The organism is Amycolatopsis sulphurea (assembly GCF_002564045.1).
Lineage (GTDB): Bacteria > Actinomycetota > Actinomycetes > Mycobacteriales > Pseudonocardiaceae > Amycolatopsis > Amycolatopsis sulphurea.
Window position 1 is genome coordinate 111,025 of the sequence record NZ_PDJK01000001.1, and the last position, 25,594, is coordinate 136,618.

The 25,594-nt window shown below is 71.5% G+C and carries 25 protein-coding genes and 2 pseudogenes; 17 read left to right on the plus strand and 10 right to left on the minus strand.

The features are described 5' to 3' along the window. Window positions 1-469 precede the first annotated feature (469 nt). The 4 genes from aspS to ATK36_RS00570 all read left to right on the plus strand — a co-directional run bounded on the left by aspS (window position 470) and on the right by ATK36_RS00570 (window position 5,528). Window positions 470-2,242, plus strand: a complete 1,773-nt coding sequence (aspS, locus tag ATK36_RS00555) for an aspartate--tRNA ligase (RefSeq protein ID WP_098509348.1) — start codon at window positions 470-472, stop codon at window positions 2,240-2,242. Continuing rightward, entirely contained in the window at window positions 2,242-3,183 is a 942-nt protein-coding gene (locus ATK36_RS00560) for a DUF389 domain-containing protein (protein ID WP_098509349.1), read from the plus strand. The genes aspS and ATK36_RS00560 overlap by 1 nt, the downstream gene beginning before the upstream one ends. An 89-nt stretch (window positions 3,184-3,272) precedes the next feature. After that, a complete protein-coding gene (locus ATK36_RS00565) occupies window positions 3,273-4,460 on the plus strand; it encodes a phosphotransferase (protein WP_098509350.1) in 1,188 nt (395 codons plus the stop codon). A gap of 216 nt (window positions 4,461-4,676) precedes the next feature. Continuing rightward, a complete protein-coding gene (locus tag ATK36_RS00570; RefSeq protein ID WP_098509351.1) occupies window positions 4,677-5,528 on the plus strand; it encodes an SGNH/GDSL hydrolase family protein in 852 nt (283 codons plus the stop codon). Here the strand turns inward: ATK36_RS00570 and ATK36_RS00575 are convergent. Together ATK36_RS00575 and ATK36_RS00580 are read right to left on the minus strand one after the other, a co-directional pair. Further along, complete coding sequence (locus ATK36_RS00575; RefSeq protein WP_245914119.1) at window positions 5,494-6,051, minus strand: metallophosphoesterase family protein; 558 nt, start codon at window positions 6,049-6,051, stop codon at window positions 5,494-5,496. The two genes, ATK36_RS00570 and ATK36_RS00575, sit on opposite strands and share 35 nt — an antisense overlap. A gap of 222 nt (window positions 6,052-6,273) precedes the next feature. Continuing rightward, window positions 6,274-6,528, minus strand: a complete 255-nt coding sequence (locus ATK36_RS00580; RefSeq protein ID WP_245914121.1) for a metallophosphoesterase family protein — start codon at window positions 6,526-6,528, stop codon at window positions 6,274-6,276. A gap of 109 nt (window positions 6,529-6,637) precedes the next feature. On the opposite strand from ATK36_RS00580, the gene ATK36_RS00585 reads away from it, so the two are divergent. The 6 genes from ATK36_RS00585 to ruvX all read left to right on the plus strand — a co-directional run bounded on the left by ATK36_RS00585 (window position 6,638) and on the right by ruvX (window position 13,064). After that, window positions 6,638-8,014, plus strand: a complete 1,377-nt coding sequence (locus ATK36_RS00585) for a replication-associated recombination protein A (RefSeq protein WP_098510221.1) — start codon at window positions 6,638-6,640, stop codon at window positions 8,012-8,014. An 85-nt stretch (window positions 8,015-8,099) separates the two neighbouring features. After that, window positions 8,100-8,957, plus strand: a complete 858-nt coding sequence (locus tag ATK36_RS00590) for an NAD(P)-dependent oxidoreductase (protein WP_098510222.1) — start codon at window positions 8,100-8,102, stop codon at window positions 8,955-8,957. Between the two features lie 166 nt (window positions 8,958-9,123). Further along, the gene (locus tag ATK36_RS00595) at window positions 9,124-9,519 is read left to right on the plus strand and encodes a DUF948 domain-containing protein (protein ID WP_098509352.1); all 396 of its coding nucleotides are present in this window, start codon (window positions 9,124-9,126) and stop codon (window positions 9,517-9,519) included. Then, window positions 9,516-9,818 (plus strand): hypothetical protein, encoded by a 303-nt coding sequence (locus ATK36_RS00600; RefSeq protein ID WP_098509353.1) that lies wholly within the window; start codon window positions 9,516-9,518, stop codon window positions 9,816-9,818. Before ATK36_RS00595 ends, ATK36_RS00600 begins: the two co-directional genes overlap by 4 nt. Before the next feature lie 92 nt (window positions 9,819-9,910). Further along, window positions 9,911-12,574, plus strand: a complete 2,664-nt coding sequence (gene alaS / locus ATK36_RS00605; protein ID WP_098509354.1) for an alanine--tRNA ligase — start codon at window positions 9,911-9,913, stop codon at window positions 12,572-12,574. Continuing rightward, a complete protein-coding gene (gene ruvX / locus ATK36_RS00610) occupies window positions 12,564-13,064 on the plus strand; it encodes a Holliday junction resolvase RuvX (protein WP_098510223.1) in 501 nt (166 codons plus the stop codon). Before alaS ends, ruvX begins: the two co-directional genes overlap by 11 nt. Window positions 13,065-13,312: 248 nt before the next feature. Here the strand turns inward: ruvX and ATK36_RS33120 are convergent, their stop codons facing one another. Beyond that, window positions 13,313-13,753, minus strand: coding sequence for a hypothetical protein (locus ATK36_RS33120; RefSeq protein ID WP_245914123.1), 441 nt, complete (start codon window positions 13,751-13,753; stop codon window positions 13,313-13,315). A 141-nt stretch (window positions 13,754-13,894) separates the two neighbouring features. On the opposite strand from ATK36_RS33120, the gene mltG reads away from it, so the two are divergent. From mltG to ATK36_RS00630, 3 genes and pseudogenes are all read left to right on the plus strand, one after another. Continuing rightward, window positions 13,895-15,571, plus strand: coding sequence for an endolytic transglycosylase MltG (mltG, locus tag ATK36_RS33125; RefSeq protein ID WP_342751980.1), 1,677 nt, complete (start codon window positions 13,895-13,897; stop codon window positions 15,569-15,571). Continuing rightward, on the plus strand, window positions 15,558-16,421 hold the full coding sequence (locus ATK36_RS00625) for a shikimate dehydrogenase (protein WP_281258978.1): 864 nt from the start codon (window positions 15,558-15,560) through the stop codon (window positions 16,419-16,421). Before mltG ends, ATK36_RS00625 begins: the two co-directional genes overlap by 14 nt. A gap of 31 nt (window positions 16,422-16,452) precedes the next feature. Then, window positions 16,453-17,013: pseudogene (locus ATK36_RS00630) on the plus strand (GrpB family protein); the annotation flags it as partial. A 16-nt stretch (window positions 17,014-17,029) separates the two neighbouring features. Here ATK36_RS00630 and ATK36_RS00635 read toward each other — a convergent pair. The 5 genes from ATK36_RS00635 to ATK36_RS00655 form a co-directional block, all read right to left on the minus strand. Next, on the minus strand, window positions 17,030-18,535 hold the full coding sequence (locus tag ATK36_RS00635) for an alpha/beta hydrolase (RefSeq protein ID WP_245914125.1): 1,506 nt from the start codon (window positions 18,533-18,535) through the stop codon (window positions 17,030-17,032). Then, the gene (locus tag ATK36_RS00640) at window positions 18,532-19,347 is read right to left on the minus strand and encodes a serine hydrolase domain-containing protein (RefSeq protein ID WP_098509356.1); all 816 of its coding nucleotides are present in this window, start codon (window positions 19,345-19,347) and stop codon (window positions 18,532-18,534) included. The genes ATK36_RS00635 and ATK36_RS00640 overlap by 4 nt, the downstream gene beginning before the upstream one ends. A gap of 103 nt (window positions 19,348-19,450) precedes the next feature. Beyond that, on the minus strand, window positions 19,451-19,720 hold the full coding sequence (locus ATK36_RS00645; protein ID WP_098509357.1) for an HPr family phosphocarrier protein: 270 nt from the start codon (window positions 19,718-19,720) through the stop codon (window positions 19,451-19,453). A gap of 29 nt (window positions 19,721-19,749) precedes the next feature. Continuing rightward, window positions 19,750-20,991 carry a PTS transporter subunit EIIC gene (locus tag ATK36_RS00650; protein WP_098509358.1) on the minus strand — a complete coding sequence of 414 codons (1,242 nt, stop codon included), beginning with the start codon at window positions 20,989-20,991 and terminating at the stop codon, window positions 19,750-19,752. Next, complete coding sequence (locus ATK36_RS00655; RefSeq protein WP_098510227.1) at window positions 20,988-21,785, minus strand: GntR family transcriptional regulator; 798 nt, start codon at window positions 21,783-21,785, stop codon at window positions 20,988-20,990. Before ATK36_RS00655 ends, ATK36_RS00650 begins: the two co-directional genes overlap by 4 nt. A gap of 242 nt (window positions 21,786-22,027) precedes the next feature. Here ATK36_RS00655 and ATK36_RS00660 point away from each other — a divergent pair, with 242 nt between their 5' ends. Together ATK36_RS00660 and ATK36_RS00665 are read left to right on the plus strand one after the other, a co-directional pair. Next, complete coding sequence (locus tag ATK36_RS00660) at window positions 22,028-22,267, plus strand: PTS sugar transporter subunit IIB (RefSeq protein ID WP_098509359.1); 240 nt, start codon at window positions 22,028-22,030, stop codon at window positions 22,265-22,267. Further along, window positions 22,264-22,719, plus strand: coding sequence for a PTS sugar transporter subunit IIA (locus tag ATK36_RS00665; protein WP_098509360.1), 456 nt, complete (start codon window positions 22,264-22,266; stop codon window positions 22,717-22,719). The genes ATK36_RS00660 and ATK36_RS00665 overlap by 4 nt, the downstream gene beginning before the upstream one ends. A gap of 49 nt (window positions 22,720-22,768) precedes the next feature. On the opposite strand, the gene ATK36_RS00670 is transcribed toward ATK36_RS00665, so the two are convergent. Further along, a complete protein-coding gene (locus ATK36_RS00670) occupies window positions 22,769-23,260 on the minus strand; it encodes a Rieske (2Fe-2S) protein (protein WP_245914127.1) in 492 nt (163 codons plus the stop codon). Window positions 23,261-23,333: 73 nt separating this feature from the next. On the opposite strand from ATK36_RS00670, the gene ATK36_RS00675 reads away from it, so the two are divergent. Both ATK36_RS00675 and ATK36_RS33130 read left to right on the plus strand, forming a co-directional pair. Continuing rightward, window positions 23,334-23,744 (plus strand): hypothetical protein, encoded by a 411-nt coding sequence (locus tag ATK36_RS00675; protein ID WP_170069528.1) that lies wholly within the window; start codon window positions 23,334-23,336, stop codon window positions 23,742-23,744. A gap of 667 nt (window positions 23,745-24,411) precedes the next feature. Beyond that, a pseudogene (locus tag ATK36_RS33130) lies at window positions 24,412-24,792 on the plus strand (prepilin peptidase); the annotation flags it as partial. Window positions 24,793-25,004: 212 nt separating this feature from the next. On the opposite strand, the gene ATK36_RS32685 reads toward ATK36_RS33130, so the two are convergent. Next, a complete protein-coding gene (locus ATK36_RS32685; protein WP_211291817.1) occupies window positions 25,005-25,511 on the minus strand; it encodes a hypothetical protein in 507 nt (168 codons plus the stop codon). Window positions 25,512-25,594 lie beyond the last annotated feature (83 nt).

The following is a 25,594-nucleotide window of genomic DNA, read 5'->3' on the forward strand; positions in this document are numbered from 1 at the left end:
ACGGCTTGGCTGGGCCGCGCACACCGGTGTTCTGGCGGCGAGAACGGCCAGGCGTGGGTGAGGATCGCGCGCGCCTTCCGCGGCCTGGGCGGTGGCAGTCGGCGTGGCTCAGGCGGAAGTCGCACGCACCCGCATCTGCCCGGACTTGGGCGAGGGTCGCGCACGCATCCGCGTCTGCCCGGACTTGGGCGAGGGTCGCGCACGCATCCGCTTCTGCCCGCGCAGCGGCGCTGGCCTGGCTGCGTGAGATCGCGCGCGGGCTGCCTACCCGGCGGCTGCCGATGCGGCTGGGATTCACCTCGCACCCGAACCCACCGCGGCGGCGGCCCCCGCGGCGCCACAGGCGACGGACCCGAGTCAAACCTGGTCGCGGCCGCCCGCGGTGGGTTCGTTAACCTCTGTGTTCGGCGAGAAACCGCCTCCGGCGCACCCCGCCGGCGACCCCGTGGGCTTAAGGAGAGCAGTCGCAGTGCTCCGCACTCATGAAGCCGGCACCCTGCGTGCCGGGCAGGCCGGACAGACCGTCACCCTCACCGGATGGGTGGCCCGGCGGCGCGATCACGGCGGGGTCATCTTCATCGATCTCCGGGACGCCGGCGGCGTCGCCCAGGTCGTCTTCCGCGAGGGCGAGATGGCCGAACGGGCGCACGCGCTGCGCTCCGAGTTCTGCGTGCGGGTCGTCGGCGAGGTCGCGCGGCGGCCCGAGGGCAACGCGAACCCCGAGATCCCGACCGGTGACATCGAGGTGCTCGCCACCGGGCTCGAGGTGCTGTCCGAGGCCGCCCCGCTGCCGTTCCCGATCGACGACCGGGTCGACGTCGGCGAGGAGGTCCGGCTCCGCTACCGCTATCTGGACCTGCGCCGCAGCGGTCCGGCGGCGGCGATCCGGCTGCGCAGCGAGGTCAGCCGCGCGGCCCGGAACGTGTTGCACGATCAGGGTTTCGTCGAGGTCGAGACGCCGACGCTGACGCGGTCCACCCCGGAGGGCGCGCGCGACTTCCTCGTCCCCGCCCGGCTCAAGCCCGGCTCCTGGTACGCGCTGCCGCAGTCGCCGCAGCTGTTCAAGCAGCTGCTCATGGTCGGCGGGCTGGAGCGCTACTTCCAGATCGCCCGCTGCTACCGCGACGAGGACTTCCGCGCCGACCGGCAGCCCGAGTTCACCCAGCTCGACATCGAGATGAGCTTCGTCGAGCAGGACGACGTGATCGCGGTCGGCGAGGCCGTGGTGTCCGCGCTGTGGCGGCTGATCGGGCACGAGATCGCGCGGCCGATCCCGCGCATCACCTACCGCGAGGCGATGGCCAAGTACGGCTCGGACAAGCCGGACCTGCGCTTCGACCTCGAGATCACCGAGCTGACCGAGTTCTTCGCCGACACCCCGTTCCGGGTGTTCCGGGCCCCCTACGTCGGCGCGGTCGTGATGGCGGGCGGGGCGGACCAGCCGCGCCGCCAGCTCGACGCCTGGCAGGAGTGGGCCAAGCAGCGCGGCGCCAAGGGACTCGCCTACGTCCTGGTCGGCGAGGACGGCACACTCGGCGGCCCGGTGGCGAAGAACCTTTCCGAGGCCGAGCGCGCGAACGTCGCCGCGGCCGCCGGGGCGAAACCGGGCGACTGCATCTTCTTCGCCGCGGGCAAGATCTCCACCGCGCAGCCGCTGCTCGGCGCCGCGCGTGACGAGATCGGCCGGCGCCTCGGCCTGATCGACGAGAACGCCTGGTCGTTCGTGTGGGTGGTGGACGCGCCGTTGTTCGCGCCGGTCGAGGACATCGGCGACGACGTGGCGGTCGGCTCCGGCAAGTGGACCGCGGTGCACCACGCGTTCACGTCGCCCACCCCGGAGTGGATCGACAAGTTCGAGCAGGACCCGGGCAACGCGCTCGCCTATGCCTACGACCTGGTCTGCAACGGCAACGAGATCGGTGGCGGCTCGATCCGTATCCACCGCGAGGACGTGCAGAAGCGGGTCTTCGCGCTGATGGGGCTCGGCGAGGAGGAGGCGCAGGAGAAGTTCGGCTTCCTGCTCGACGCCTTCGCCTTCGGCGCGCCGCCGCACGGCGGCATCGCCTTCGGCTGGGACCGCATCGTGATGCTGCTGGCGCACGCCGAATCGCTGCGCGAGGTCATCGCCTTCCCGAAGACCGGCGGCGGCTACGACCCGCTCACCGCGGCGCCCGCGCCGATCACCGCGCAGCAGCGCAAGGAAGCCGGAATCGACGCGAAGCCGGCGGCCCCGGCGAAGTAGTGCTGCACGTGCGAGTGGTGTGCCCACCGGAGCACACCGCGGAGGTAGTGGAGCTGCTGCGCGGGCATCCGGGCACCGCGCACCTGGTGTTGCACCGCGGGGCGGCGGTGTCGCCCGAGGGTGACCTGATCGAGGCCGACGTGGCGCGCGAGGCCGCCGACGAGATCGTCGACGGCCTCTGCGGACTTGGGCTCGACCGCACCGGCGGGATCACCCTGGAGGCGCTGGACACCGCGGTGTCCGACGCCGCCGACGCGGCGGAGGAAGCGGCCCCGGGTGAGGCCGCGGACGCGGTGGTGTGGCAGGAGCTGCTCGGCCGTACCGGGGAGGAATCCCGCGCGAACGCCACCTTCCTCGGCTTCCTCTCGATCGCCTGCCTGCTGGCCGCGGTGGGGGTGCTCACCGATTCGCCGATCACCGTCGTCGGTGCGATGGTGGTCGGCCCTGAGTTCGGCCCGCTGGCCGCGATCGCAGTGGGGCTGGTGCTGCGCCGGGGCGATCTGGTGCGCCGGGCCGGGCTGGCGCTGCTGGCGGGGTTCCCGGTGGCTATGGCGGTGACCCTGGCCGGCGTGCTGGCCGGCAGCGCGGCCGGGATCTTCGACCCGGGAACGATCGACGGCAACCACGACGTCGATTTCGTCTACCAGGTCGGACCGGCGTCCTTCGTGGTGGCGCTGCTCGCCGGCGCGGCCGGGATGCTCGCGATGACCTCGGCGAAATCGGCTGCCCTGGTCGGGGTGTTCATCTCGGTCACCACCGTGCCCGCCGCCGGGTATGTGGTGGTCGCGGCGGTCGCCGGCCGCTGGGACCGCGCCGGGTTCTCGCTGCTGCAGCTGGTGGTGAACCTCGCCGGGATCGTCCTCGCGGCAGCCATTGTGCTGATCCTTCGCCGACGCAAGCAGCGTTCCTCGGCGCTGTTGCGTCCGCTCTCGCGAGGGTGAGGACGAATGCGGGAAAACGCGGCCATCCGCGTTCTCCTACCCGGTAGCTGGTGGTCATGGTTGCTCAGTCACGAGTAGGGTCGGTGCCGATGACAGTCGACACCTCTTCCGCCGGAGACGCCGGAGTGCGGGCGGAAGCCGGGGAGCTCGCCCTCGCCGCGGCGGTCGCGGCCGGTGAGGCCGTGCTTTCCCGCCGGTTCGGCAGCTCGATCACTCTCGTGCAGCCCGAGCACCTCGAAGGCAGCGGCCCGGCGACGGTCGTGCGGGCCCGTGTGGTGTCCTCCTCCTTCGCGTTGCCGCGCACCCTCGTGGTCAAGCACTATCCGGATCCGGCGGTGCCCGGCCGCGCCGATCCGTTCGCCCAGGAGGCGGTGAGCTACCAGCTGTTCACCGCGCTCGCCCCGGACGAGCGGATGTGCCCGGAGCTGCTCGCGCACGACGGGCGGGACCGGGTGCTGGTGATCGAGGACCTCGGCCGGGCGCCCACCCTGCAGGACAAGCTCACCGCACGGGATTCCCGCGCCGCCGAACGGGCTCTGCTGTCCTGGGCGCGCTCACTCGGCAGGCTGCACGCCGGTACGGCCGGGCGGGAGGCCGATTTCCACGCGCTGCTGCGCCGGCTCGGCGGACCGGGCCGGATCGAAGACCCGGACCTTGCCGCGGAGACCACCGAGGTCCCGCGGATGCTGTCCGGTCTGCTCGGGGTGACGGTGTCCGACCCGGTGCGCGAGCGCGTCGCCACGGCGGTGGCCCAGGCCCGGTCGGCGGCCTTCGGCGCGTTCAGCCCGGTGGAGCTGAGCCCGGACAACAACCTGGTCACCGGGTCCGGCGTGCGGTTCCTCGACTTCGAACGCGGCCGCGTGCGCACCGCGCTGATCGACGCGGCCTATCTACGCTTGCCGTTCGCCTTCTGGCCCGATGCGCTGGCATTGCCCGCCGGGATGAGTGAGGCGATGATCGCCGCCTGGCGCGCCGAGGTGGTGTCGGTGTGGCCGTCCTTCGCCGACGATGCGGAGCTGGCCGATCAGCTGACGGTGAGTGAGCTGCTGCTGGTGTGGCGGATTACGCGGAGGGTCCTGCCCACGCTCGACCTGACCCGGCATGCGACCCCGCTCAGCCGCGAGGCCGCGTTGGTCACGTGGTGGCGGGAGCTGGCCAAACACGCCGGGTACGCCCGGCACACCGACGTCGCCGAGCACGCTGCTCGGGTGGCCGCCGCACTCGGTGCCCGTCTCGGCCCGCACGCCGATCTCGCCTTTTATCCCGCCTTCCGCTGATCGGGGTCTGTGAAGGGGCCCTTCACAGACTCAGAGTCCGTGAAGGGCCCCTTCACAGCCTTGGCCTCAGCGGGCAGCAGTAGCGGCGGGGCGGGCAGCGGCGGAACCCGGCATAACGGGCGCCGGGCGGTGGGGGAACCGGAAGTTCCCGGCCTCGTCCATGCCGCGTTACCTCGCCATCACCAGGGGTGAGTCTGGGTGCCCGATGGTCAGGGGGTGACCGTGATCAGCGTCGGAGTCACCTCTGTTCCCGAGCCCGCACCCGAGGTCCGAGGCCTGCCCGTACCCCCGGCCGAGCCACGCCGGGCGGCGCGGATGGTGGTGCTGGGCGATTCCACTGCCGTCGGCCTCGGCGATCCGCTGCCGCGACGGGGCGGCTGGCGGGGAGTGGGGCCGCTGGTCGCGGCCGCGCTCGGGGTCGGCGAGGAGGGCTACCTCAACCTGTCGTTCACCGGCGCGCGGATGAAGTGCGTGCGCATCGATCAGCTGCCCGCCGCGCTCGCGCACCGGCCGGACGTCGCGGTGCTCGTGGCCGGGATGAACGACACCCTCCGGCCGGACTTCGATCCGGATCGGATCGCCGAGGATCTCACCGAGATCGTCCGCGCCTTCGCCGCCGTCGGCACCACGGTGCTGCCGGTGCGATTCCACGACCACAGCAAGGTTTTCCGCCTGCCGCAGTCGCTGAAGCGGGCGCTGAGCGCGCGTGTCGTCGAGTTGAACGACGCGATCGACCAGGTGGTCGAGGCGGAGGGGATCGCGTGTCTCGATCTCGACGCGCTGCCCGGGGCCTACGACCTCACGGCGTGGAGCGTCGATCGGCTGCATCCGTCGGAACTGGGGCACCGGATGCTCGCCCGGGGCTTCACCTCGCTGCTCGCGGAGGCCGGCTTCGCTGTGCCGGAACCGGTGGGCCTGACCTGTTCCGGCGGGGTGGAACCGAGCACCGCCGGGCATCTCGGCTGGCTGGTCGCCAAGGGCGTGCCGTGGCTGTGGCGGCGTGGACGGGAGTTCCTGCCGTACGCCGCGGTGATCATGTGGCGGTCGTTCCGCGGGCACGCGGGCTGAAGCCCCGGAGCGCCTCCAGATCCGAGGCTGGGTTCCGGAGGAAATCCGTGGCCCACGCAGCGATTCCGGGATAAGCCGACGTCTCCTCGAGGACGCGGGCGGCGGACTCGGCGTCGAACACGGTCCGCCGCAGCTGCACTCCCGGACCCAGCGCCCAGTGCGCACCCGCTGTGCCATAAGGCATTCCGACGCTGCCGGGGTTGACGATCCGGCGCCGTCCAGCGAGCCGGGCGAACGGCATGTGGGTATGCCCGCACACCACGGTCTCCGCTTCGGTGCCGGCGAGGACCTCCAGCCACCGCTCGGGCGGACTGTCCACCAGCACCACTTCTTCGTCGTCACGCGGGGTGGCGTGGCGGAACAGCACCCAGCCCAGCCCGTCCACGTCGATGGTCACCGACAACGGCAACCCGTCCAGTACGGCGAGCTGGTCCGGCCGCAGTTCTCCGGCTGCCCACCCGGCGATCGGGTCCGGGATCGTGATGTGCCCGTCGGCGGCCGGCGTGACGCAGGGTGTCGGCAAAGTCGGTGTGAGGGGCCCTGCGCAGCTGCGGAGGGCTGTGAAGGGGCCCTTCACGGACTCTGAGTCTGTGAAGGGCCCCTTCACGGACCCGAGACAGGTCCGGCGCACACCACGAGGTGGTCGCGCATCTCGAACGCAACCGCATCGCCCGCTGCCGGGCGTGATCGACGAAGATGGCAGGCGCCGTCGATGATGCGCGGCCGCCACGGCTCACTCTGCTGATCACGGGTCCTCGACCAACCTTGCCGGGACCCCTGCCGACGTGACGAGTGCGCGGTCGGCGTTTCCGCGCACCCACACCGCCTGCTCGCCCAGCGCGGCGAGCCGGTCGAGAGTCTGCCTCGGCAGCGGCCCGGCGGCGAGGTCACCGCACAGCACCACGACGTCCGCCGCGGCCGCGTCCGGTTCGGTCCGCACCGCTTCGAGGGCGGGCAGCACGCCGTGGATGTCGGAGAGCACCGCGACCGAGGACACCATCCGCCCAGTGTGCGCGTCCGGGCGCGGTGGCGTCGGCCCGTTCGCGGACGGCGGAGTCCCCTCGGCACGTTCTCCGGCCGACGACCTGGGCACTGTTACCGTCATCGGTGTGGCACAAGACGAACTCTTCACGGTGAACCCCGATCTGGGGCCGCCGCCGGAGCCTGCGGGCGCGGGCGGCAGCGCGGTGCAGGCCGCCCCGGCGAGTTCCCCGCTCGCGGTGCGGATGCGCCCGCGCACGCTCGACGAGGTGGTGGGCCAGCAGCACCTGCTGCGCGAAGGGGCGCCGCTGCGCCGGCTGGTGGAGGGTGCCGCGCCCGCGTCCGTGCTGCTCTACGGTCCGCCGGGGACCGGCAAGACCACTCTCGCCAACCTGGTGTCCATCGCCACGGGACGCCGGTTCGTCGCGATGTCCGCGCTCTCGGCCGGGGTCAAGGAAGTCCGCGGCGTGATCGAGGAGGCGCGCCGGCGCCGCCAGTACAACGCCGAGAACACCGTTCTGTTCATCGACGAGGTGCACCGGTTCTCCAAGACCCAGCAGGACGCGCTGCTCGGCGCTGTGGAGGACCGCACGGTCCTGCTGGTGGCCGCGACCACGGAGAACCCGTCGTTCTCGGTGGTCTCGCCGCTGCTGTCCCGTTCGCTGGTGCTGCAGCTGCGCTCGCTCACCGAAGACGACATCGTCGCCCTGCTGGAGCGCGCGCTCACCGACGAACGCGGTCTCGGCGGTGCGCTGAAGCTCACCGACGAGGCGCGGGCGCATCTGGTCCGGCTGGCCGGGGGCGACGCACGGCGGGCGCTCACCGCGCTGGAAGCGGCGGCCGACGCGGCCTCGGCGACCGAGCACAAGACCATCGGCCTCGCCATCGTCGAGTCCACTGTGGACAAAGCGGCGGCGCGCTACGACCGTGACGGCGATCAGCACTACGACGTGATCAGCGCGTTCATCAAGTCGATCCGCGGCTCGGACGTGGACGCCGCGCTGCACTACCTGGCCCGGATGATCGAGGCGGGGGAGGACCCGCGCTTCCTCGCCCGGCGGCTGGTGGTGCACGCGAGCGAGGACATCGGGCTCGCCGACCCCACCGCGCTCCAGGCCGCGGTGGCCGCAGCGCACGCGGTGAGCTTCATCGGCATGCCGGAGGGCAGGCTGGCGCTGGCGCAGGCGACCATCCACCTGGCCACCGCGCCGAAGTCCAACGCGGTGATCACGGCCATCGATTCGGCGCTCGCCGACGTCCGCTCCGGTTCGGCCGGCACCGTCCCCGCGCATCTGCGCGACGGGCACTACGCGGGTGCGCAGAAACTCGGCAACGCGAAGGGCTACCGGTACCCGCACAACGTCCCGGAAGGCGTACTGGCCCAGCAATACCCGCCGGACGAACTCGTCGGCCGGGACTACTACGAGCCCACCCAGCGTGGCGGGGAACGGCCGCTGGCCGAGCGCGTGCCGAGGCTGCGCCGCACCATCCGCGGCGAGCGCTGAGACACACGGGTTTCGAAACCCCTGGCAGCCGAACGGATTTCCGGTCGACCTGCGCGCGGCGACCGACCGGCCGATGATGGCGGGCATGACCACAATCGCTTTCCTCGGCACCGGAATCATGGGCCGCCCGATGGCCGCCAACCTCGTCCGCGCGGGATTCGAGGTGCGGGCCTGGAACCGCACCCGGGCGAACGCCGAACCACTCGCCGCGGAAGGGGCCGTGGTGGCCTCCTCGCCGCGCGAAGCGGCTGAGGGAGCGGACCTGCTCGTGACCATGCTGTCGGACGGCCTGGTCGTCGCCGAGGTGTTCGCACAGGCCGCGCCCGCGCCTGGGACGGTGTGGCTGCAGACCAGCACCGTGGGGATCGAGTGGGTGGCCAAGCTCGCCGAAGACGCCGCCGCAGCGCGGGTGCCGTTCGTCGACTGCCCGGTGATGGGCACGAAAGTGCCCGCGGAGCAGGCGAAGCTGCAGATACTCGCAGCCGGTCCGGAAGAAGTGCGCGAGCGCGCGGAGCAGGTGTTCGCCACCATCGGCTCGCGTACGCGCTGGCTCGGCACCGAGCACGGCGCTGCCACCCGCCTGAAGCTGGTCATGAACGCCTGGGTGCTCGCGCTCACCAACGCCACAGGCGAAAGCCTGGGGCTCGCCCACGCGCTCGGTGTGGACCCACAGCTGTTCTTCGACGTCATGGAGGGCACCACATTCGACGTCGACTACGCCCGGATGAAAGGACCGATGATGCTGTCCGGCGACTACCCGGCCAGCTTCCCCGCTTCACTCGCGGCGAAGGACGCGAGCCTTGTCGTCGCGGCAGCCGGTGATGCGGTGGACGTCGCCGGTATCAGTGCGGCTCTCGCGCATCTACAGGCCACAGTGGAGGCTGGGCACGGCGAAGAAGACATGGCCGTGCTGTACGAGGCGATCGTCAAGACAGGTCGCTGAGTACACCTGCGAAGGTGAATTGCGGGATCCGGGCCGCTGGTACGAAACCGATTTCCCCCGGGTGGCTGCGCTGCGTGACCACACCGGCGGGGCGACCCCGGCGAACAGCGGGCCAGGCGGTAACCTCACTGGCACTCGAAGACCCCGTACCACCCGAGGAGGGCCCGTGTCGGCAGGGCAGATCGCCGCGCTGATCGCCGCAGGTGCTTTCGTACTGCTGGTCCTGTTGCTCGCGATCCCGCTGCTCAAGCTCGGCCGCACGCTGGACGAGGCGACCATCGCGATCCGCAAGGCGCACGAGAACACCGATCCGCTGCTGATCGGCGCCAACGAGACCATCACGCACGTGAACACCCAGCTGGAGCGTGTGGACGGGATCACCGCCAACGCGCAGGCGGTCAGCGGCAACGTGTCCGCGCTGTCCTCGGTGTTCACCGCGACGCTGGGCGGGCCGCTGGTGAAGACCGCCGCGGTGTCCTATGGGGTCAGCAAGGCGATCCGCGCCCGGCGCAAGCGCCGCGCGGCCAAGGCCGAGCGCTCGTCGCGCCGGGGGAAGAAGTGAAGCGCCTCTTCTGGCTCGGGCTCGGCGTGGTCGCCGGGGTCGCGCTCAGCCGCAAGACCTCCGAAGCCGCTCGTCAGGCCACGCCCGCCGGGTTAGCATCGAACGTGGGCGACGCCGTGCGGGAACTCGCGGGCGCCGTCGGCTCGTTCGGCGCGGACGTGCGCGCCGGGATGAGCGAACGGGAACAGGAGCTGCACGACATGGTCGAGGAACGCACCGGGTTCACCGCACCGCCCGCGGGCGCGGGCCGGCACGCCGCCCAGCGCCCCGTCCGGCGAGCTCGCCGGGCGGAGGGCTGAGCCGCTTCCGCGCGCCCTCCGCCGTCGCCGTCCCTCTCCCGTCTTTCCCGGCCGCCGCGCGTGCGGGGCCGGACCCATCCTGAGGACACCCCGTGGACACACACGAGATCACCGATCGGTTCCTGCGGCATTTCGAGAGCCGCGGCCACACCCGGGTGCCGAGTGCCCCGCTGATCCTGGACGATCCGAACCTGCTGTTCGTCAACGCCGGCATGGTGCAGTTCAAGCCGTACTTCCTCGGCGAGGTGCCGCCGCCCTACCCGCGGGCGACCAGCGTGCAGAAGTGCGTGCGCACCCCGGACATCGACGAGGTCGGCAAGACCACCCGGCACAACACGTTCTTCCAGATGGCCGGCAACTTCTCGTTCGGCGACTACTTCAAGGACGGCGCGATCGAGAACGCCTGGGACCTGATCACCCGGTCTCAGGCCGACGGCGGTTTCGGCCTCGCCCCGGACCGGATCTGGGCCACCGTCTACGAGCACGACGACGAGGCGGCCGGGCTGTGGCGCAAGATCACCGGCATGCCGGGCGAGCGCATCCAGGTCCGCGATGGCAAGGACAACTACTGGGACATGGGCGTGCCCGGTCCCGGCGGCCCGTGCTCGGAGATCTATTACGACCGTGGCCCGGCCTATGGCCGCGAGGGCGGCCCGATCGCCGACGAGGACCGCTACATCGAGATCTGGAACCTCGTCTTCATGCAGGACGTGCGCGGTGACCTGAGCCCGAAGCTGGGTCACCCGCCGATCGGCGAACTGCCGGAGAAGAACATCGACACCGGCATGGGCGTCGAGCGGGTGGCGACGATCCTGCAGGGCGTCGAGAACGTCTACGAGACCGACCTGGTGCGCCCGGTGATCGGCCGCGCCGAGGAGTTCTCCGGCCGCCGCTACGGCGCCAACCACCTCGACGACGTGCGCTTCCGGGTGATCGCCGACCACGCGCGCACCGGCGTGCTGCTGATCGGCGACGGCGTCACTCCCGGCAACGACGGCCGCGGCTACGTGCTGCGCCGCCTGCTGCGCCGGATCGTGCGTTCCACCCGGCTGCTCGGCGTGCAGGAGCCGGTGCTGCAGGAGTTCGCGAAGATCGTCAGCCAGACGATGGGGCCGACCTACCCCGAGCTGGTCACCGATTTCGACCGGATCTCCGAGGTGGTGCGGGTCGAGGAAGAGGCGTTCCTGGCCACCCTCACCAGCGGCTCGCGGATCTTCGACCTGGCCGCGGCGGAGACCAAGCGCGGCGGCGGCGACGTGCTGGCCGGGGACAAGGCGTTCCAGCTGCACGACACCTACGGCTTCCCGATCGACCTGACCCTCGAAATGGCGGCCGAGCAGGGCCTGACCGTGGACGAGGACGGCTTCCGCACGCTCATGAACGAGCAGCGCAAGCGCGCGAAGGCGGACGCGGCGGCCCGCAAGAGCGGCCACGGCGACCTGTCGGAATACCGCAAGCTGCTCGAACAGCACGGCGAGACCGAGTTCCTCGGCTACGCCGAGCTGCAGGCGGACGCGAAGGTGGTCGGCCTGCTCGAAGACGGCCTGCCGGTGCGCAGCGTCGCGGCGGGCCACCGGGCCGAGCTGGTGCTGGACCGCACCCCGTTCTACGCGGAGAGCGGCGGCCAGATCGCGGACACCGGGGTGCTGCTCGGCGACGGTGTCGAGCTGAAGGTGCTCGACGTGCAGAAGATCGTGCCGGGCCTGTTCGTGCACCGCGTCGAGGTGACCGCGGGCGAGGTCGGGCTGGACACCCGGGTGACCGGTGCGGTGGACGCGACGCGGCGGCTGTCCATCGAGCGCTCGCATTCGGCCACCCACCTGGTACACGCGGCGGTGCGCGGTGCCTACGGCAAGCGCGCGGCGCAGGCCGGTTCGCTCAACGCGCCCGGCCGGATGCGGTTCGACTTCACCACGCCCGGCGCGGTGTCCTCGGACATCCTCACCGAGGTCGAGCAGGAGGTGAACGACTACCTGCAGACCGACGTCGAGGTGCGCAGCTACACCACCACCAAGGACAAGGCCCTCGAACTGGGCGCGGTCGCGCTGTTCGGCGAGAAGTACGGCAACGACGTGCGCGTGGTCGACATGGGCGAGTACTCGCGCGAGCTGTGCGGCGGCACGCACGTCGAGCGGATCGGCCAGCTCGGCCTGGTCAAGCTGGTCTCGGACGCCTCGGTGGGCTCCGGGGTGCACCGCGTCGAGGCGCTGGTCGGGCCGGACGCGCTCAAGCACGTGCGCAAGGAGCAGCTGCTGGTTTCGCAGCTGGCGAACACCTTCAAGGTGCCCTCCGACGAGCTGCCCGCCCGGATCGAGGACGTGCTCACCCGGCTGAAGAACGCGGAGAAGGAGATCGAGCAGCTGCGCACCCAGCAGGTGCTCGGCTCGGCCGGCGCGCTGGCGGACAAGGCCGAGGACGCCGGTGGCGTCGCGGTGGTCGCCGAGGTCGTGCCGGACGTGGACGGCACCGGGCTGCGTGCGCTCGCCGCGGACATCCGCGGCAGGCTCGGCGAGCGGCCCGGGGTGGTCGCGCTGTTCTCCCCGGCCGGGGAGAAGATCGCGTTCGTGGTCGCCACGACCGCGGCGGCGCGCGAGCGCGGGTTCGCCGCGGGCAAGCTCGTGCCCTCGTTCGCCGAGGCGATCGGCGGCCGGGGCGGCGGCAAGCCGGACATGGCCCAGGGCGGGGGCACCAACCCGGCCGGTGCGGCGCAGGCCACGGCCGCGGTGCGCGCGGCGGTCGCCGGCGTTGCCCGCTAAGCCGCATCGAGGCCCGGACCGGCCCGGCGCGTCCGATCCGGGCCGGGGCAGACGCCTCGCGGTCGATGTCGGTTCTGTCCGGGTCGGTGTGGCGCTGAGCGATCCCGCCCCCATCCTCGCCAGTCCTCTGGTTACCCTCTCCCGTGATGCGAAGAACGACAGCGATCTGGACCGGCTTGCCGAACTCGTCACCGAACACGAGGTGGTCGAGGTGATCGTGGGATTGCCCAGGACGCTGGCGAACCGCCAGGGCAGCGCCGCCGACCTGGCGCTCGCGTACGCGGACGGCCTCGCCGCCCGCGTCGGCGAGGTCCCGGTCCGGCTGGCCGACGAGCGGCTGACCACGGTCACCGCGTCCCGGATGCTGTCCCAGCGCGGAGTCAAGGGCCGCAAGCAGCGTGCGGTGGTCGACCAGGCCGCCGCCGTGGAGATCCTGCAGGCCTGGCTCGACGCCGCCGCTGCGCACCGGGCCCGGGAAGGCGACTCATGACCGAGCCCCGCGGTCCCGAGAACCCGGGTCGCCGGAGGCGGCCTCCGGGCGAACCTCCCGTCCGGCGCCCCCGCCGCGCGGACGGCACCCGCCAGCCACCCCCCGGCGCGCCCCGCCGGGCACCCGAGCTGGACGAGCTTGCCGAACCCCACCGGGCCGCCCCTCGCCGGATCCGTCCGGAGGACGGCCCGCGCCCCGGCCGGCGCCGCCGCGCGCCGGAGCCCGAACAGCCTCCGCCGGGTGCGCCGTTACCCCCGCCCGGCCGCCCCGAAGGCGAGGACGAGCAGGCGCCGCCGCGCGCCCGCCGCCGGAGCGCGGATGCCGAGCAGCCGCCGCCCCGGCGCCGTCGCCGCGCGGACGAGCAGGACCAGCTGCCGCAGGGTCGTCGCCGTCTTGACGAAGGTGAGCAGCTGCCGCCGGGCCGCCGTCGCGCGGACGAAGGTGAGCAGCTGCCGCCCGTTCGCCGTCATGTGGACGAGGGTGAGCCGCCGCCGGGCCGCCGTCGTGTGGACGAAGCTGAGCAGTTTCCGCCGCCCGGCCCGCGCCTGCTCGACGAGGGTGAACAGGGACCGCCGGGGCGTCTCCTCGACGAGGGCGAGCCGCTTCCGCAACCGAGTCGCCGCCGCGCGCCGGATGCCGAGCAGCCCCCGCCGCGCGGTCCTCGTGGCGAGGCAGGGGAACAGGCGCACCCACGCCGTCGTCGGGCCGGGAACGCCGAGGGGCCGCCACCGGCGCGGCGCCGTCCGCCCCAGCCCGAACCCGAGCCGTATAACGAGGAATACGCCGAAGATCCCCGCGCCACCGGCCGCCGGCGCCGGGAGCTGGGCGAGGTGCCTACCCCGGACGTCGGCAACCCGGTGGCCGCCGAACCCCCGGCCGCGCCCGGCCGGCCGCCGCGGCGCCGGCCGATCGCGCCGCCGAACCCCCGGTTCGTGGACGGCTCGATGCCGCCGGACCTGCGGTTCGCTGAAGGCTGGACGCCGCACGATCCGCGCTTCGCCGACGCTTCGATGCCGCCGGATCCGCGGGTCACGGACGGGTCGATGCCCCCGGACCCGCGGTTCACCGAGGGCTCCATGCCGCACGATCCGCGGTTCGCCGCCCCCGGCCCACACCCGTCGATGCCGCCCGACCCGCGGTACGCCGCCGGTCCGATGCCGCGCGACCCCCGTAGGCTCCCGCTGGCGGAACAGCCCACCGAGGTCATCCCGAGCCTGCTCGACGAACCCGCCGAGCAGCCCCGCGAACACCTCGACGACCTCTTCGACGACGAGTACGACGACTACCGCGAGTACGAGGAATACGAGGACGGCGACGACGGCGAGTACGAAGGCGAATACGAAGACGCCGAGAACCCGCCTCCGGACGAGGCCCCGGCCAAGCCGCGCCGGCGTCGTAAACGCACACTCGGCTGGGTCGCCGCGATCGTCGTGCTGGTGCTGTTCGCCGGCGGCGCCTGGTTCGGCTACGAGAAGTTCTTCGGCTACGACGATTTCGACGGTTCCGGGCAAGGCGACGCTCTCGTGCAGGTGGAAGACGGGGACACCACCTCGGCCATCGGCGCGAAGCTGACCGGCCTCGGGGTCGTCGCGAGCACCAAGGCGTTCGTCAAGGCCGGTGCGGACAACGCCGCGCTGAGCCGTATTCAGCAGGGCTACTACCTGCTGAAACAGCATATGTCCGGGGTCAGCGCGGTGGAGGCGATCACCTCCCCGTCGGCCCGCGTCGGACGGCTGGAGATCCGCCCGTACACGCAGTTCGACGACATCACCCAGGCCGACGGCAAGGTCACCCCCGGGGTGTTCACGCTGATGTCGAAGGCTTCCTGCGCGACGCTGAACGGCAAGAGCACCTGCATTCCGGTGGACGCGCTGCGCAAGACCGTCGCCGACGCGGACCTCAAGGCGTTCGGCGTGCCCACCTGGGCGGTCGAGAACGCCGACAAGGCCGCCGCCAAGGACAAGCGCCTGGAAGGCTTGATCGCGCCCGGCGTCTACGACGTGAAACCCGGCTGGACGGCCGACGAGCTGGTCAAGGACCTCGTGCACCAGTCTACGGGGGCGATCCAGGCGGCCGGGCTCGGCCCGCAGAACACCGGCCCGGGCATGACGCCGTACCAGACGCTGATCATCGCCTCGCTCATCGAGCGCGAGGCGATCACCCCCGACTTCGGCAAGATCTCGCGGGTCCTCTACAACCGGCTGGGCAAGAACATGAAGCTCCAGCTGGACTCGACCGTGAACTACGCGCTCGACCGCCCGACACTGCTCACGAAGCCGGAGGACCGGGACAAGGCCGGCCCGTACAACACGTACGCGAACACCGGTCTCCCGCCGACGCCCATCGGGGTGCCCAGCACAGACGCCATCAAGGCCGCGGTCAAGCCGACGCCGGGCGACTGGGAGTTCTTCGTGAAGTGCGAGAAGGACGGGCATTCCTGCTTCGCGGTCACGAACGAGGAGCACAACCAGAACCGGATATTGGCACAGTCCCGTGGCGCCTACTGATCTCCCGCGCCGGGCGGGCGTGCTCGGGAAGCCGGTGGCGCATTCCCTGTCTCCGGTGCTGCATCGCGCCGCGTTCGCCGCGCTCGGCCTGTCCGGCTGGACTTACGACCGGTTCGAGACCGACGCCGGCGAGCTGCCCGGGTTCGTCGACGGGCTCGGTCCGGAGTGGATCGGGCTGTCGGTCACCATGCCCGGCAAACGGGCTGCGCTCGACCATGCCGGCGTGGTCACCCCGCGGGCGGCTGCCGCCGGTGCGGCGAACACGCTGGTGCGCACCGCCGAAGGCTGGCTTGCCGACTGCACCGACGTCGAGGGCGTGACCGGTGCCCTGCAGGTGGCCGGTGGTTACCTGCCTGCCCCGGGCGACCATGCCGTCGTGCTCGGCTCGGGTGGCACGGCGGCCGCGGCAGTGGTCGGGCTGGCCGGGCTGGGAGTCGGCTCGGCACAGCTGGTCGTCCGCAATCCGGCGCGGGCCGGGGAGACCCTCGAAGCGGCCGGGCGAGCCGGGCTGAGCGTCGACGTGCTGACCTGGTCCGAAGTGGACTTCGCGAAGCTCGCGCACGAGGCGGCGGTGCTGATCAGCACGGTGCCGCCGGAAGCCGTGCAGCCGCATGTCGCGGAGCTGTCGCGGATCGGCAGCGTGCTCGACGTGATCTACCACCCGTGGCCGACGCCGCTGGCCGAAGCTGTTGCGGCGCATGGTGGGAAGCTCGCGACCGGGCTGGATATGTTGCTGCACCAGGCTTTCGGGCAGGTCGAGCACTTCACCGGCCGTCCCGCGCCGCGAGCGGAGATGCGTGCCGCGCTGCGGTCGGCCACCGGCGACGTCCTGCCGCTGCCGATCTCCTGACGTACTGTCGGGCCGCCTGAGGGGAATTCCGGTGTCGAGAGAGGTCAACGACGAGGACGCCATCCGCGCCGCCTGGGTGGGGGAGCCGCCCCGGCTCGGCACCACGGTCACGCTCGCCGGGTACGACCCCGAATGGCCGCGGCTGTTCGACCGCGAAGCCGCCCGCCTGCGTGCGGTGCTCGGCGACCGGATCGTGCTGCTCGAACACGTCGGGTCGACGTCGGTTCCGGGCCTGGCGGCCAAACCGATCATCGACATTCTGCTCGAAGTGCCCGATTCCGACGACGAGGCGGCCTACGTTCCCTTGCTGGAAGGGGCCGGCTACCGGCTGGTGATCCGAGAGCCGGATTGGGAGAAGCACCGCTGTTTCAAGGGCCCGGACACGAACATCAACCTCCACGTGCACTCGCCGGGCGACGGCCAGACGCCGCGGTACCTGCTCTTCCGCGACCGGCTGCGGACGCATCCGGAGGAACTCGGCCGGTACCTGGCGAAGAAGCGCGAACTCGCGGCCCGGACCTGGGACTACATCCAGAACTACGCCGACGCGAAGAACGACGTGATCGACGAGATCATCGGCCGCGCGCAGGCGTAGCGCTCTCCAGCGGTCAGGGGAACGGCCCCACGTCCGGTGGACAGGTGGCTTCCTCTTGGGGCACCGCGAGATCCACGAAATACCGCACCATCGCCGCCGAAGCGCACTTGCTGGGCACGTCGAGTGTGGTGTGCCCGGCGCCTTCGACGGTGAGCACCCGCCCGTCGCCCAATTCCTTCGCTGTGGCCTGGGCATTGGCCAGGGGAGTGGCCGGATCGTGGCGGGTGGACAGGATCAGCGCCGGATGCCGGTGCGGCCGGTTCCACGGGCCGAGGTAACGGTCCTCGTCGTGCGCGGGCCAGCCGACGCACTGCGCCATGGCGAACACCGGCGCCAGCCCGAAATACTGCTGCCGCTGCTCCTCGCGGGCCGCGAGTTCGCGGTACTGCGCGGGATCCTGCGGCAAATCGCTGTCAAGGCATTGCACGGCAAGGAATCCCGGCGAGTGCGTGGGTACCCACGGATCGGCTACGGGCGCTGGCGAGACCGGTGCGGACGGGACGAGCGCGGCCAGCGTACGGGCGAGCCGAGGCCATCGCGACCACTGGTACAGCGAACGGTCCATAGTCTGCATCAGGGACGCAACAGTGACCCCGCCGGCGCCGCCGTGGGTCAATCGTGCGTACAGGGCGGCGAATTTCTCTTTCGGATCACCGCCGGCGAAAGCGCATTTCCCCGGCCCCGCAGCGTTGCACGCAGCGAAGAACGCTTCCAGCTCGTGCTGCTGCGCTGTCGCGACGTCGGCGCGTACGTCGACCGGAGCGTTCTGCGTGCCGGGCTGACCGGTGGAGTTGGCGACGAGATCGAGCGTGCCGTCGAGGGTCATCGCGCGCAGCTTGTCGGGGAACAGGTTCGCGTACGTGCCGCCTAGGTAGGTGCCGTACGAATACCCGTAGAAGTTCAGCTGTGGCTCGCCGAGCGACTGCCGGAGCAGTTCCATGTCCCGCGCGACGTTCGCGGTGGACAGATGGGCAAGCTCGGCGCCGGAACCGGCCGCGCAGGCTTTGCCGGTGGCCGCGCTCGCCGCCCAGAATCCGTTGTCGTGCAACGGAGAACCGGGCGCGGGCAGCCGGTCGGCACCCGGGCAGTGGATCGGCGAGCTGCCGCCGATCCCGCGGGGATCGAAGCTCACCAGATCGAACCGGGCCCGCAGCTCGGCCGGATACCGGCCGCCGAACCGGGTCAGCTCGCTGATCCCGTCCGCGCCGGGTCCCCCGAAGTTGATCATCAGGGAACCGAGGCGGTGCGCGGGATCCGTGGCAGGCAGCCGGATCACCGACAGGTCCAGCTTCGCGCCACCCGGCTCGCGGTAGCTGAGCGGCACCGGTGCCGTGGCGCACTCGTACCCGCCGTTGCAGCGGGTCCAGTTCAGCTGTGGCGCGGCGGCACCACCCGTGCCCAGTGGCGCCGGAGTATCGGCGGCCGGGGAGGGCGCAGCCGAGGGTGCCGGGTCGTCCGGAGCCGAACAGGCGACGGCGGCCAGCACCGTGGCGACCGCCAGCGTGACGCGGATTCTCACGCGGTGAGCTCGGCGAGGACGGCGTCGGTGAACGGCGGCCACACCTGGGCCGCCCACGGGCCGAAGGACCGGTCGGTCAGCGCCGCACAGGAGAACCCGGCATCCGGGTCGACCCAGAGGAACGTGCCGGACTGGCCGAAGTGGCCGAACGTGCGGGGCGAGCTGTGCGCGCCGGTCCAGTGCGGGCTCTTGTGGTCGCGCAGCTCGAAGCCGAGGCCCCAATCGTTCGGCTTCTGGTGCCCGAATCCGGGCAGCACGCCGGAAAGCCCGGGGAAGGCCACCTCGGTGGCCGCCCGCAGGGTCTCCGGCGCGAGCAGCTTCGGCGACTGCAGCTCGGCGGCGAACCGCAGCAGATCGTCGAGGGTGGAGGTGGCTCCTGCCGCGGGTGAACCGGCCAACTCGGTCGCGGTCATGCCGAGCGGGCTCAGCAGCGCTTCGGCGAGGTAGTCCGCGAAGGCGATCCCGGCGTGCTCGGCCAGCGCTTCGGCCAGCTGCTCGAAACCCGCGTTGGAGTACAGCCGCCGGGTGCCCGGCACGGCCATCACCTTGTGCGCGTCGAAGGCCAGCCCGGAGGTGTGCGCGAGCAGGTGCCGCACGGTCGAGCCCGCCGGCCCGGCCGGGGTGTCCAGCTCGAAGACGCCCTCTTCGATCGCGATGTGCGCGGTGTAGGCGGTGAGCAGCTTGGTCACCGAGGCCAGCCGGAACGGCCGGGCCGGGTCCCCGTGCCGTCCGCGGATCACGCCGTCCGTGCCGACCACCCCGGCCGCCGTCTCGTCCACCGGCCACTCGTCGATCAGGCGCAGGCTTTCCATACGGCCCAGCGTATCGGCTGCTCCCGGCGCCCCGTCCGTGAAGGGACCCTTCACGGACTCAGAGTCCGTGAAGGGCCCCTTCACAGCGTTGCCGGGGGCGAGGCTAGGGCGTGTCGAGGTCGGTGGCGACGAGTTCGGCCACGGCGTCCACCGCGGCTTCGGCGCCTTCGCCCTCGGCGCTGATCACCACCTCGTCGCCGAACGCGGCGGCGAGGGTCATCAGATTGAGCACACTGCCCGCGGCCACCGGCTCACCACCGGCTTTGGCGATCCGCACCGCCACCGGCTGGGCCGCGGCCGCCTTGGCCACCAGCGCGGCCGGGCGGGCGTGCAGGCCCACCTTGCTGGCCACCGTGACGCGTTTCTCCGGCATGGTCGTCCTCTCTGGCTGGTCGGGGCTGCTCACTTGGCGGCCGAGCGTTCGAGGTCGGCCTCCACCGAATCGTCCTCGCGGCCCGGCGTGGGCAGGTTCCACTTGGTGATCACGAACCGGAACACCACGTAGTAGAGCACGGCCAGCACCAGCCCGATCGGGATCAGCAGCCAGGCCTTGTGCGCGGTGTCCAGCGAGGAGTTCAGCGCGAAGTCGATCGCGCCACCGGAGAAGGAGAAGCCCAGCTTGATGCCCAGCCAGTTGCAGAACGCCAGCGAGACGCCGGTCATGACCGCGTGGAACAGATACAGCGGCCAGGCCACGAACATGAACGCGAACTCGATCGGCTCGGTGACGCCGGTGATGAACGAGGTCAGCGCCGCGGAGATCATGATGCTGCCGACGATCTTCTTCTGGCCCGGCTTCGCGGTCCGCCAGATCGCCAGCGCCGCGGCGGGCAGCGCGAACATGAAGATCGGGAAGAACCCGGTCATGAACGAGCCGGAACCCTGCACGTGGTGGAAGAAGTTGGTCAGGTCGCCGCCGCCGAAGATGAACCACACCGGCACGTTCAGCAGCTGGTGCAGGCCGACCGGGATGAGCAGCCGGTTCAGCACGCCGTAGATGCCGCCGCCGAGGACCGGGGAACCGTCCACCGCCTCGCCGACCGAGTTCAGCCCGTGGTCCACGTACTTGAACACGATGCCGAGGACGACGCCGATGATGATCATCGCGAACGCGGTGACGATCGGCACGAACCGGCGGCCGCCGAAGAAGGCCAGCCAGGACGGCAGCTTGATCCGGTGGTAGCGCTGCCACAGCAGCGCGGCCACGATGCCGGTGATCACGCCGGTCAGCACGCTGTAGGGCCAGTGGATCGGCTGGAACTCCCAGCCCTTGTCCGCCTTGTAGCCGGTCACGTCCTTGAGCGGGGCGATCGCCTGGATCACCTGGGTCAGCACGACCCAGCCGACCACCGCGGCGACCGCGGTGGAACCGTCGCCCTTGCGGGCGAAACCGACCGCGATGCCGATCGCGAAGATCAGCGGCAGCCAGTTGAAGATGCCGCCGCCCGCCCCGCCGATCACGGCGGAGACCTTGTCCCAGCCCAGGCCGTCCTTGCCGAAGACGTCGTCCTGGCCGAGCCGGCTGAGCAGGCCGGCCGCGGGCAGCACGGCGATCGGCAGCATCAGGCTGCGGCCGAAGCGCTGCAGCCCGGCGAGGCCGCCGCCCTTCTTGCCCTTGGCCGCCGCCGCGGTGGTGGCGCTCATCGGGTACCTCCATAGTGGGGTTCGTCGCCGGAGCCCGGGATGCTCCGGTCCAGCTGCATGGTCACCTGGTAGTGGTCGCCCCGGTACCAGGACGTCATGTCCTCGACCGGCTCCCCGTGCGCGCTGGAGACCCGGCGGAAGACCAGGAGCGGACTGCCGGTGCGCATGCCCAGCAGGCCCGCCGTCTCGCGGTCCGCGGATTCGGCCCACACCGTCTGGTACGCGTGATCCGGCCGCAGGTCGTAGGCCTGGGCCAGTTCCGCGTACAGGGACTTGGTGAGGTCGAGGCCGAGCAGGCCCGGCGTGCGTTCGGCGTGATACCAGCCGCGTTCCACGGCCAGCGGCACGCCGTCCGCGCGGCGGAGCCGGATCAGCCGGTGCGCCGGCACGCCCGGCGCGAGGCCGAGCGCGTGCGCGGAGGTGACCGGCGGGACCTCGGTCGAGGTCGAGATCACCTCGGTGGCCGGGGCCAGCCCGCGGCGGCGCATGTCGTCGGTGAACGACATCAGGTATAGCTGCAGTTCCATCCGCCGGGCCGCGGTGAACGTGCCCTTGCCGCGGACCCGGGCCAGCAGGCCTTCCTCGACCAGCTTCCCGATCGCCGAGCGGACGGTCAGCCGGGACACGCCGTAGCGCTGCGCGAGTTCCCGCTCGGACGGGATCGGTGATCCCGGCGGCAGCTCCCGCTCCACCGAGCGGCGCAGGATCTCGCGCAGCTGGGCGTGCTTCGGCGTCGGGCCCTCGACCACCCGCTCGGCGGGCTCGGGTGGCGGGACGTGCGCGGCCGCGCTCATCGGCGTCACCCTCCCTCTCCGCGCACCGGAGGACCGGTGCTCGCGTCCGGGCCGGAAGATTGGTACGTTCCGGTCTAGACCATTGATCTGATGGGGCAGGATGCTCCGCCGGACGAGCGGGTGTCAACCACCGTTATCCGTTCGTGTTCGCCGGGCCGGGGCGCGTCGCGCGGGCGGCGTAGTACTGGTGGTACACACCACTGCTCCAGGTGGCGAACCGAACGGGATACAAGGAGGCCGCGATGGCGGATGACAGGCCGGAGAAGATTCTCGCGGCGCTCGGTGGCGCGGAGAACCTCACCGAGATCGAAGGCTGCATCACGCGGCTTCGCTGCGAGGTGGACGACATGGGCCTGGTCGACGAGGCGGGCCTGAAGGCGGCCGGCGCGATGGGCGTGGTGAAGATGGGCAGCACGGCGCTGCAGGTGATCGTCGGGCCGGAGGCGGACACCATCGCCAGTGACATCGAGGATCTGATGTGAGCCTGCGGATCCTGAGCCCGGTCGCGGGGGAGGTGGTCGCGCTCGGCGAGGTGCCGGACCCGGTCTTCGCCGAGGCGATGGTCGGCCCGGGCGTCGCGGTGCGCCCGTCCGGCGGGCGGGCGGACGCGGTCGCGCCGGTCGACGGCACGGTGGTGACCCTGCACCCGCATGCCTTCGTGGTGGCCACCGAGGACGGCCGGGCGGTGCTCGTGCACCTGGGCATCGACACGGTCAAGGAGAAGGGCGAGGGCTTCACCCTGCACGTGGCGAAGGGCGAAGCGGTGCGGGCCGGCCAGCCGGTCGTGGGCTGGGACCCGGAGGCCGTGGCGGCCAAGGGTTATTCGCCGATCGTGCCCGTGGTCGGCCTGGACGCCCCGGCCGACGTGCTGGCCGGTCTGGTGGCCGGCCGGCAGGTCGTCGCCGGCGCGGAGCTGTTCACCTGGAACGACTGAACCCGGCCGCCCTTTGTGGACGGTGCGTGTCCACAAAGGGCGGTCCCGGTCAGGCCGTGACGACCCGGCCGTTGCTGATCTTCACGGCCACCTTGTGCAGCGGCTGGGTCGCCGGCCCCTGCTCGACCGCGCCGGTGAGCGCGTTGTACACGGAGCCGTGACAAGGACAGTGCGCCACGCCGTTCTCCGGCGGGTTGACGGTGCAGCCCTGATGCGTGCAGATCGCGCTGAAACAGGCGACCGTGCCCGCGGTCGGCTGCGCGACGAACACATCCTGCCCGTCCGGCGTTTTCGCGGCTTTCGCCTGCCCGACGGGCACTTCGGACAACGCGAGCACCTCGCCGCCCGCGGCCGGTGCCGTGGTGGGCGCGCTGGAGCCGCCGCCTCCGCTCCCACCGCCACAGGCGGCGAGCGCGACCGTGCCCACGGCCGCCCCGGCGACCGCGGCGCCGGCGGTGAGAACGGAACGGCGGGAATGCTGTTCGGCAGTCGTATCCGGAGTCATATCCGGGGCAACGGCCCCCGGCCCGTTCCGGTTCATCGCACTTTCCGGTGAACCGTTCCTTCCGTTCGCCCGTGTAAGCCGTGTCCCCCCTCGGCGGAAGGAGACGGCCATGCTGGCTACCTGGATGCGCGCCCTCGGCGCCCTCGGCCTGGCAGGTTCGGCGGCGGTCCACTTCATCCTGTACTGGCACGGCGGCTACTCGGAGATCGCCGTGGTGGGTCCGTTGTTCCTGGTCAACGGCGTGGCCGGGGTGCTGATCGCGGTGGCCCTGCTGACCTGGCGGCACTGGCTACCGGCCTTCCTGACCCTCGGCTTCGGCGGCGTGACCCTGCTCGCCTACCTGCTTTCGGTGACGGTGGGCTTCTACGGCGTGCACGACCAGTTCACCAGCCAGTACGAATACTGGGGCGTGATCACCGAGGCGGTGTGCGTTCTCTGCGGCCTGGTGCTGCTCGGGCAGGCGTTCCTCAGCCGCCGCACTCGTCGCCCCCGCGACCGGACGGTGCCGGTGGGCCGGTGACTTCGGTTTCCGGCTGTCTCCTGACGGGTTGCGTCTTTGTCTGGCGGGGTTGAGTCTTGCGCGGGTTGGTCGATGTCGCGTTCTCGTACTTGGTCGCCCGACTTCCTGCTGGATCGTCCGAACCGTCCGGTTGTCTCCCGGGAGCGCTTCTCGTCTCCGGGCGCCCGTACTGCCGGGCACTTCTCGGCGACCGACCGTCTCCTCGGCAATCGTCCCGCCTCTCCACGGGAACCGTCTGACCTCTCCCGGATGTCGTCTCGCGCCTCTCTCATGCCGGAACCGGCCCGCGCCTCCCTTGCAACTGTCCCGCTTCTCCCGGGAACCGGCCCGCGTCTCCCCGGGAACCGTCCGGCCTCTTCCGGCAGTCGCCTCGCGCCTCTCGCGTGCCCGAACAGCCCCGCGCCTCCGGGAGCCCGAACAGCCCCCGCGCCTCCCCCGGAAACGCCCTCGCGATTCCCGCCCCACCGGCTCCGTCGAGTGAACCTCGCGGCGTGTCGCGCACGAGAGGGACCATCACTACGCCTGACGTTTGCGCAGCTCCCTGCCCCGCGGACACGCTGGTGGCATGGTCCTCATGGCAGTACTCGCAGCCGTCGCGGTCACCCCCGTGCTGCTGCTGGCGGTGAAACGAGCCGGCGCCCCGATCTCCACCGCTCTTGCCCTCGCGATGGTGGCGGTCGCCGTCGCAATCCCCGCCGCCCTGGCCGAATCCGGCGCGCTCCCCGCCTGGTGGCTACCGGTGCCCTGGGTGGTCGCCGTACTAGGAGTCCCCTTGGCCCTGACCGACCTCCACTACCACCGACTACCCGACGTGTTGACCGGCCCCGCCTACCCAGCCGTCGCGATCGCCCTGACCCTCGCCGCCCTGGACGGTGGCCCCCACCTTCTCCTCGCCGCCCTAACCGGCTGCCTCCTCTTCGGCGGCGCCCATCTGCTCGTACACCGACTCGCCCCGGGCGCCCTCGGCGCAGGCGACGTGAAACTCTCCGGCGCCCTGGGCGCGGTACTCGGTGCCCTCGGCGGTCCGGCCCCACCCGCCGCCGCAGCATTAGCCGCCGCGGTCAGCACTATCGGCCTTGCCACAGCCCACCTCCGCAGACGCTTTCACCGCCCGCGAGCCCTCTCCTCACCCACTCCACGCCCACCTGAGCACCGGCCGTCAACCCCCACGACCTCGAACGACCATCCGAACTCGCGCCCATCGCCCGATTCCCAGCCGTGGCCGCACCCCGTCTTGCCCTCTGCTCCGCCCCGACCGGATCACCCCCGCTCTTCCCCCGCCTTTGTCTCCCCGCCTCCTTCAACGGCCTCACCGACGCCAGGCGGCTCGCTCACATCCTCAGTCCCGTCCTCCTCGGTCCCGCCCACTCCAGCGGTCCCGGCGATCACCAAGGCCACTCTCGCCTCCGTAACCACTCCAACCTCAACGACTTCACTCGCCCCGGCAACCTCACTCAACCCGGCAACCTCACTCAACCCGGCAACCTCACTCAACCCGGCAACCTCACTCAACCCGGCAACCTCACTCAACCCGGCAACCTCACTCAACCCGGCAACCTCACTCAACCCGGCAACCTCACTCAACCCGGCAACCTCACTCAACCCGGCAACCTCACTCAACCCGGCAACCTCACTCAACCCGGCAACCTCACTCAACCCAGCGGCCCGCTTTATCACATCTGCCCCAATAGTCACATCAGCCCCGGTCCCCGTAGGGACATCAGCCCCAGCAGCCACTTCACCCGTGGAGACTTCTTCCTCACCCAACCCGGCAAACGCTCCAGCCCCACCCGCCCCAACAACTCCACCTATTCCAGCAGTCCTATCAATCCCGCCAGCCCCACCATCCT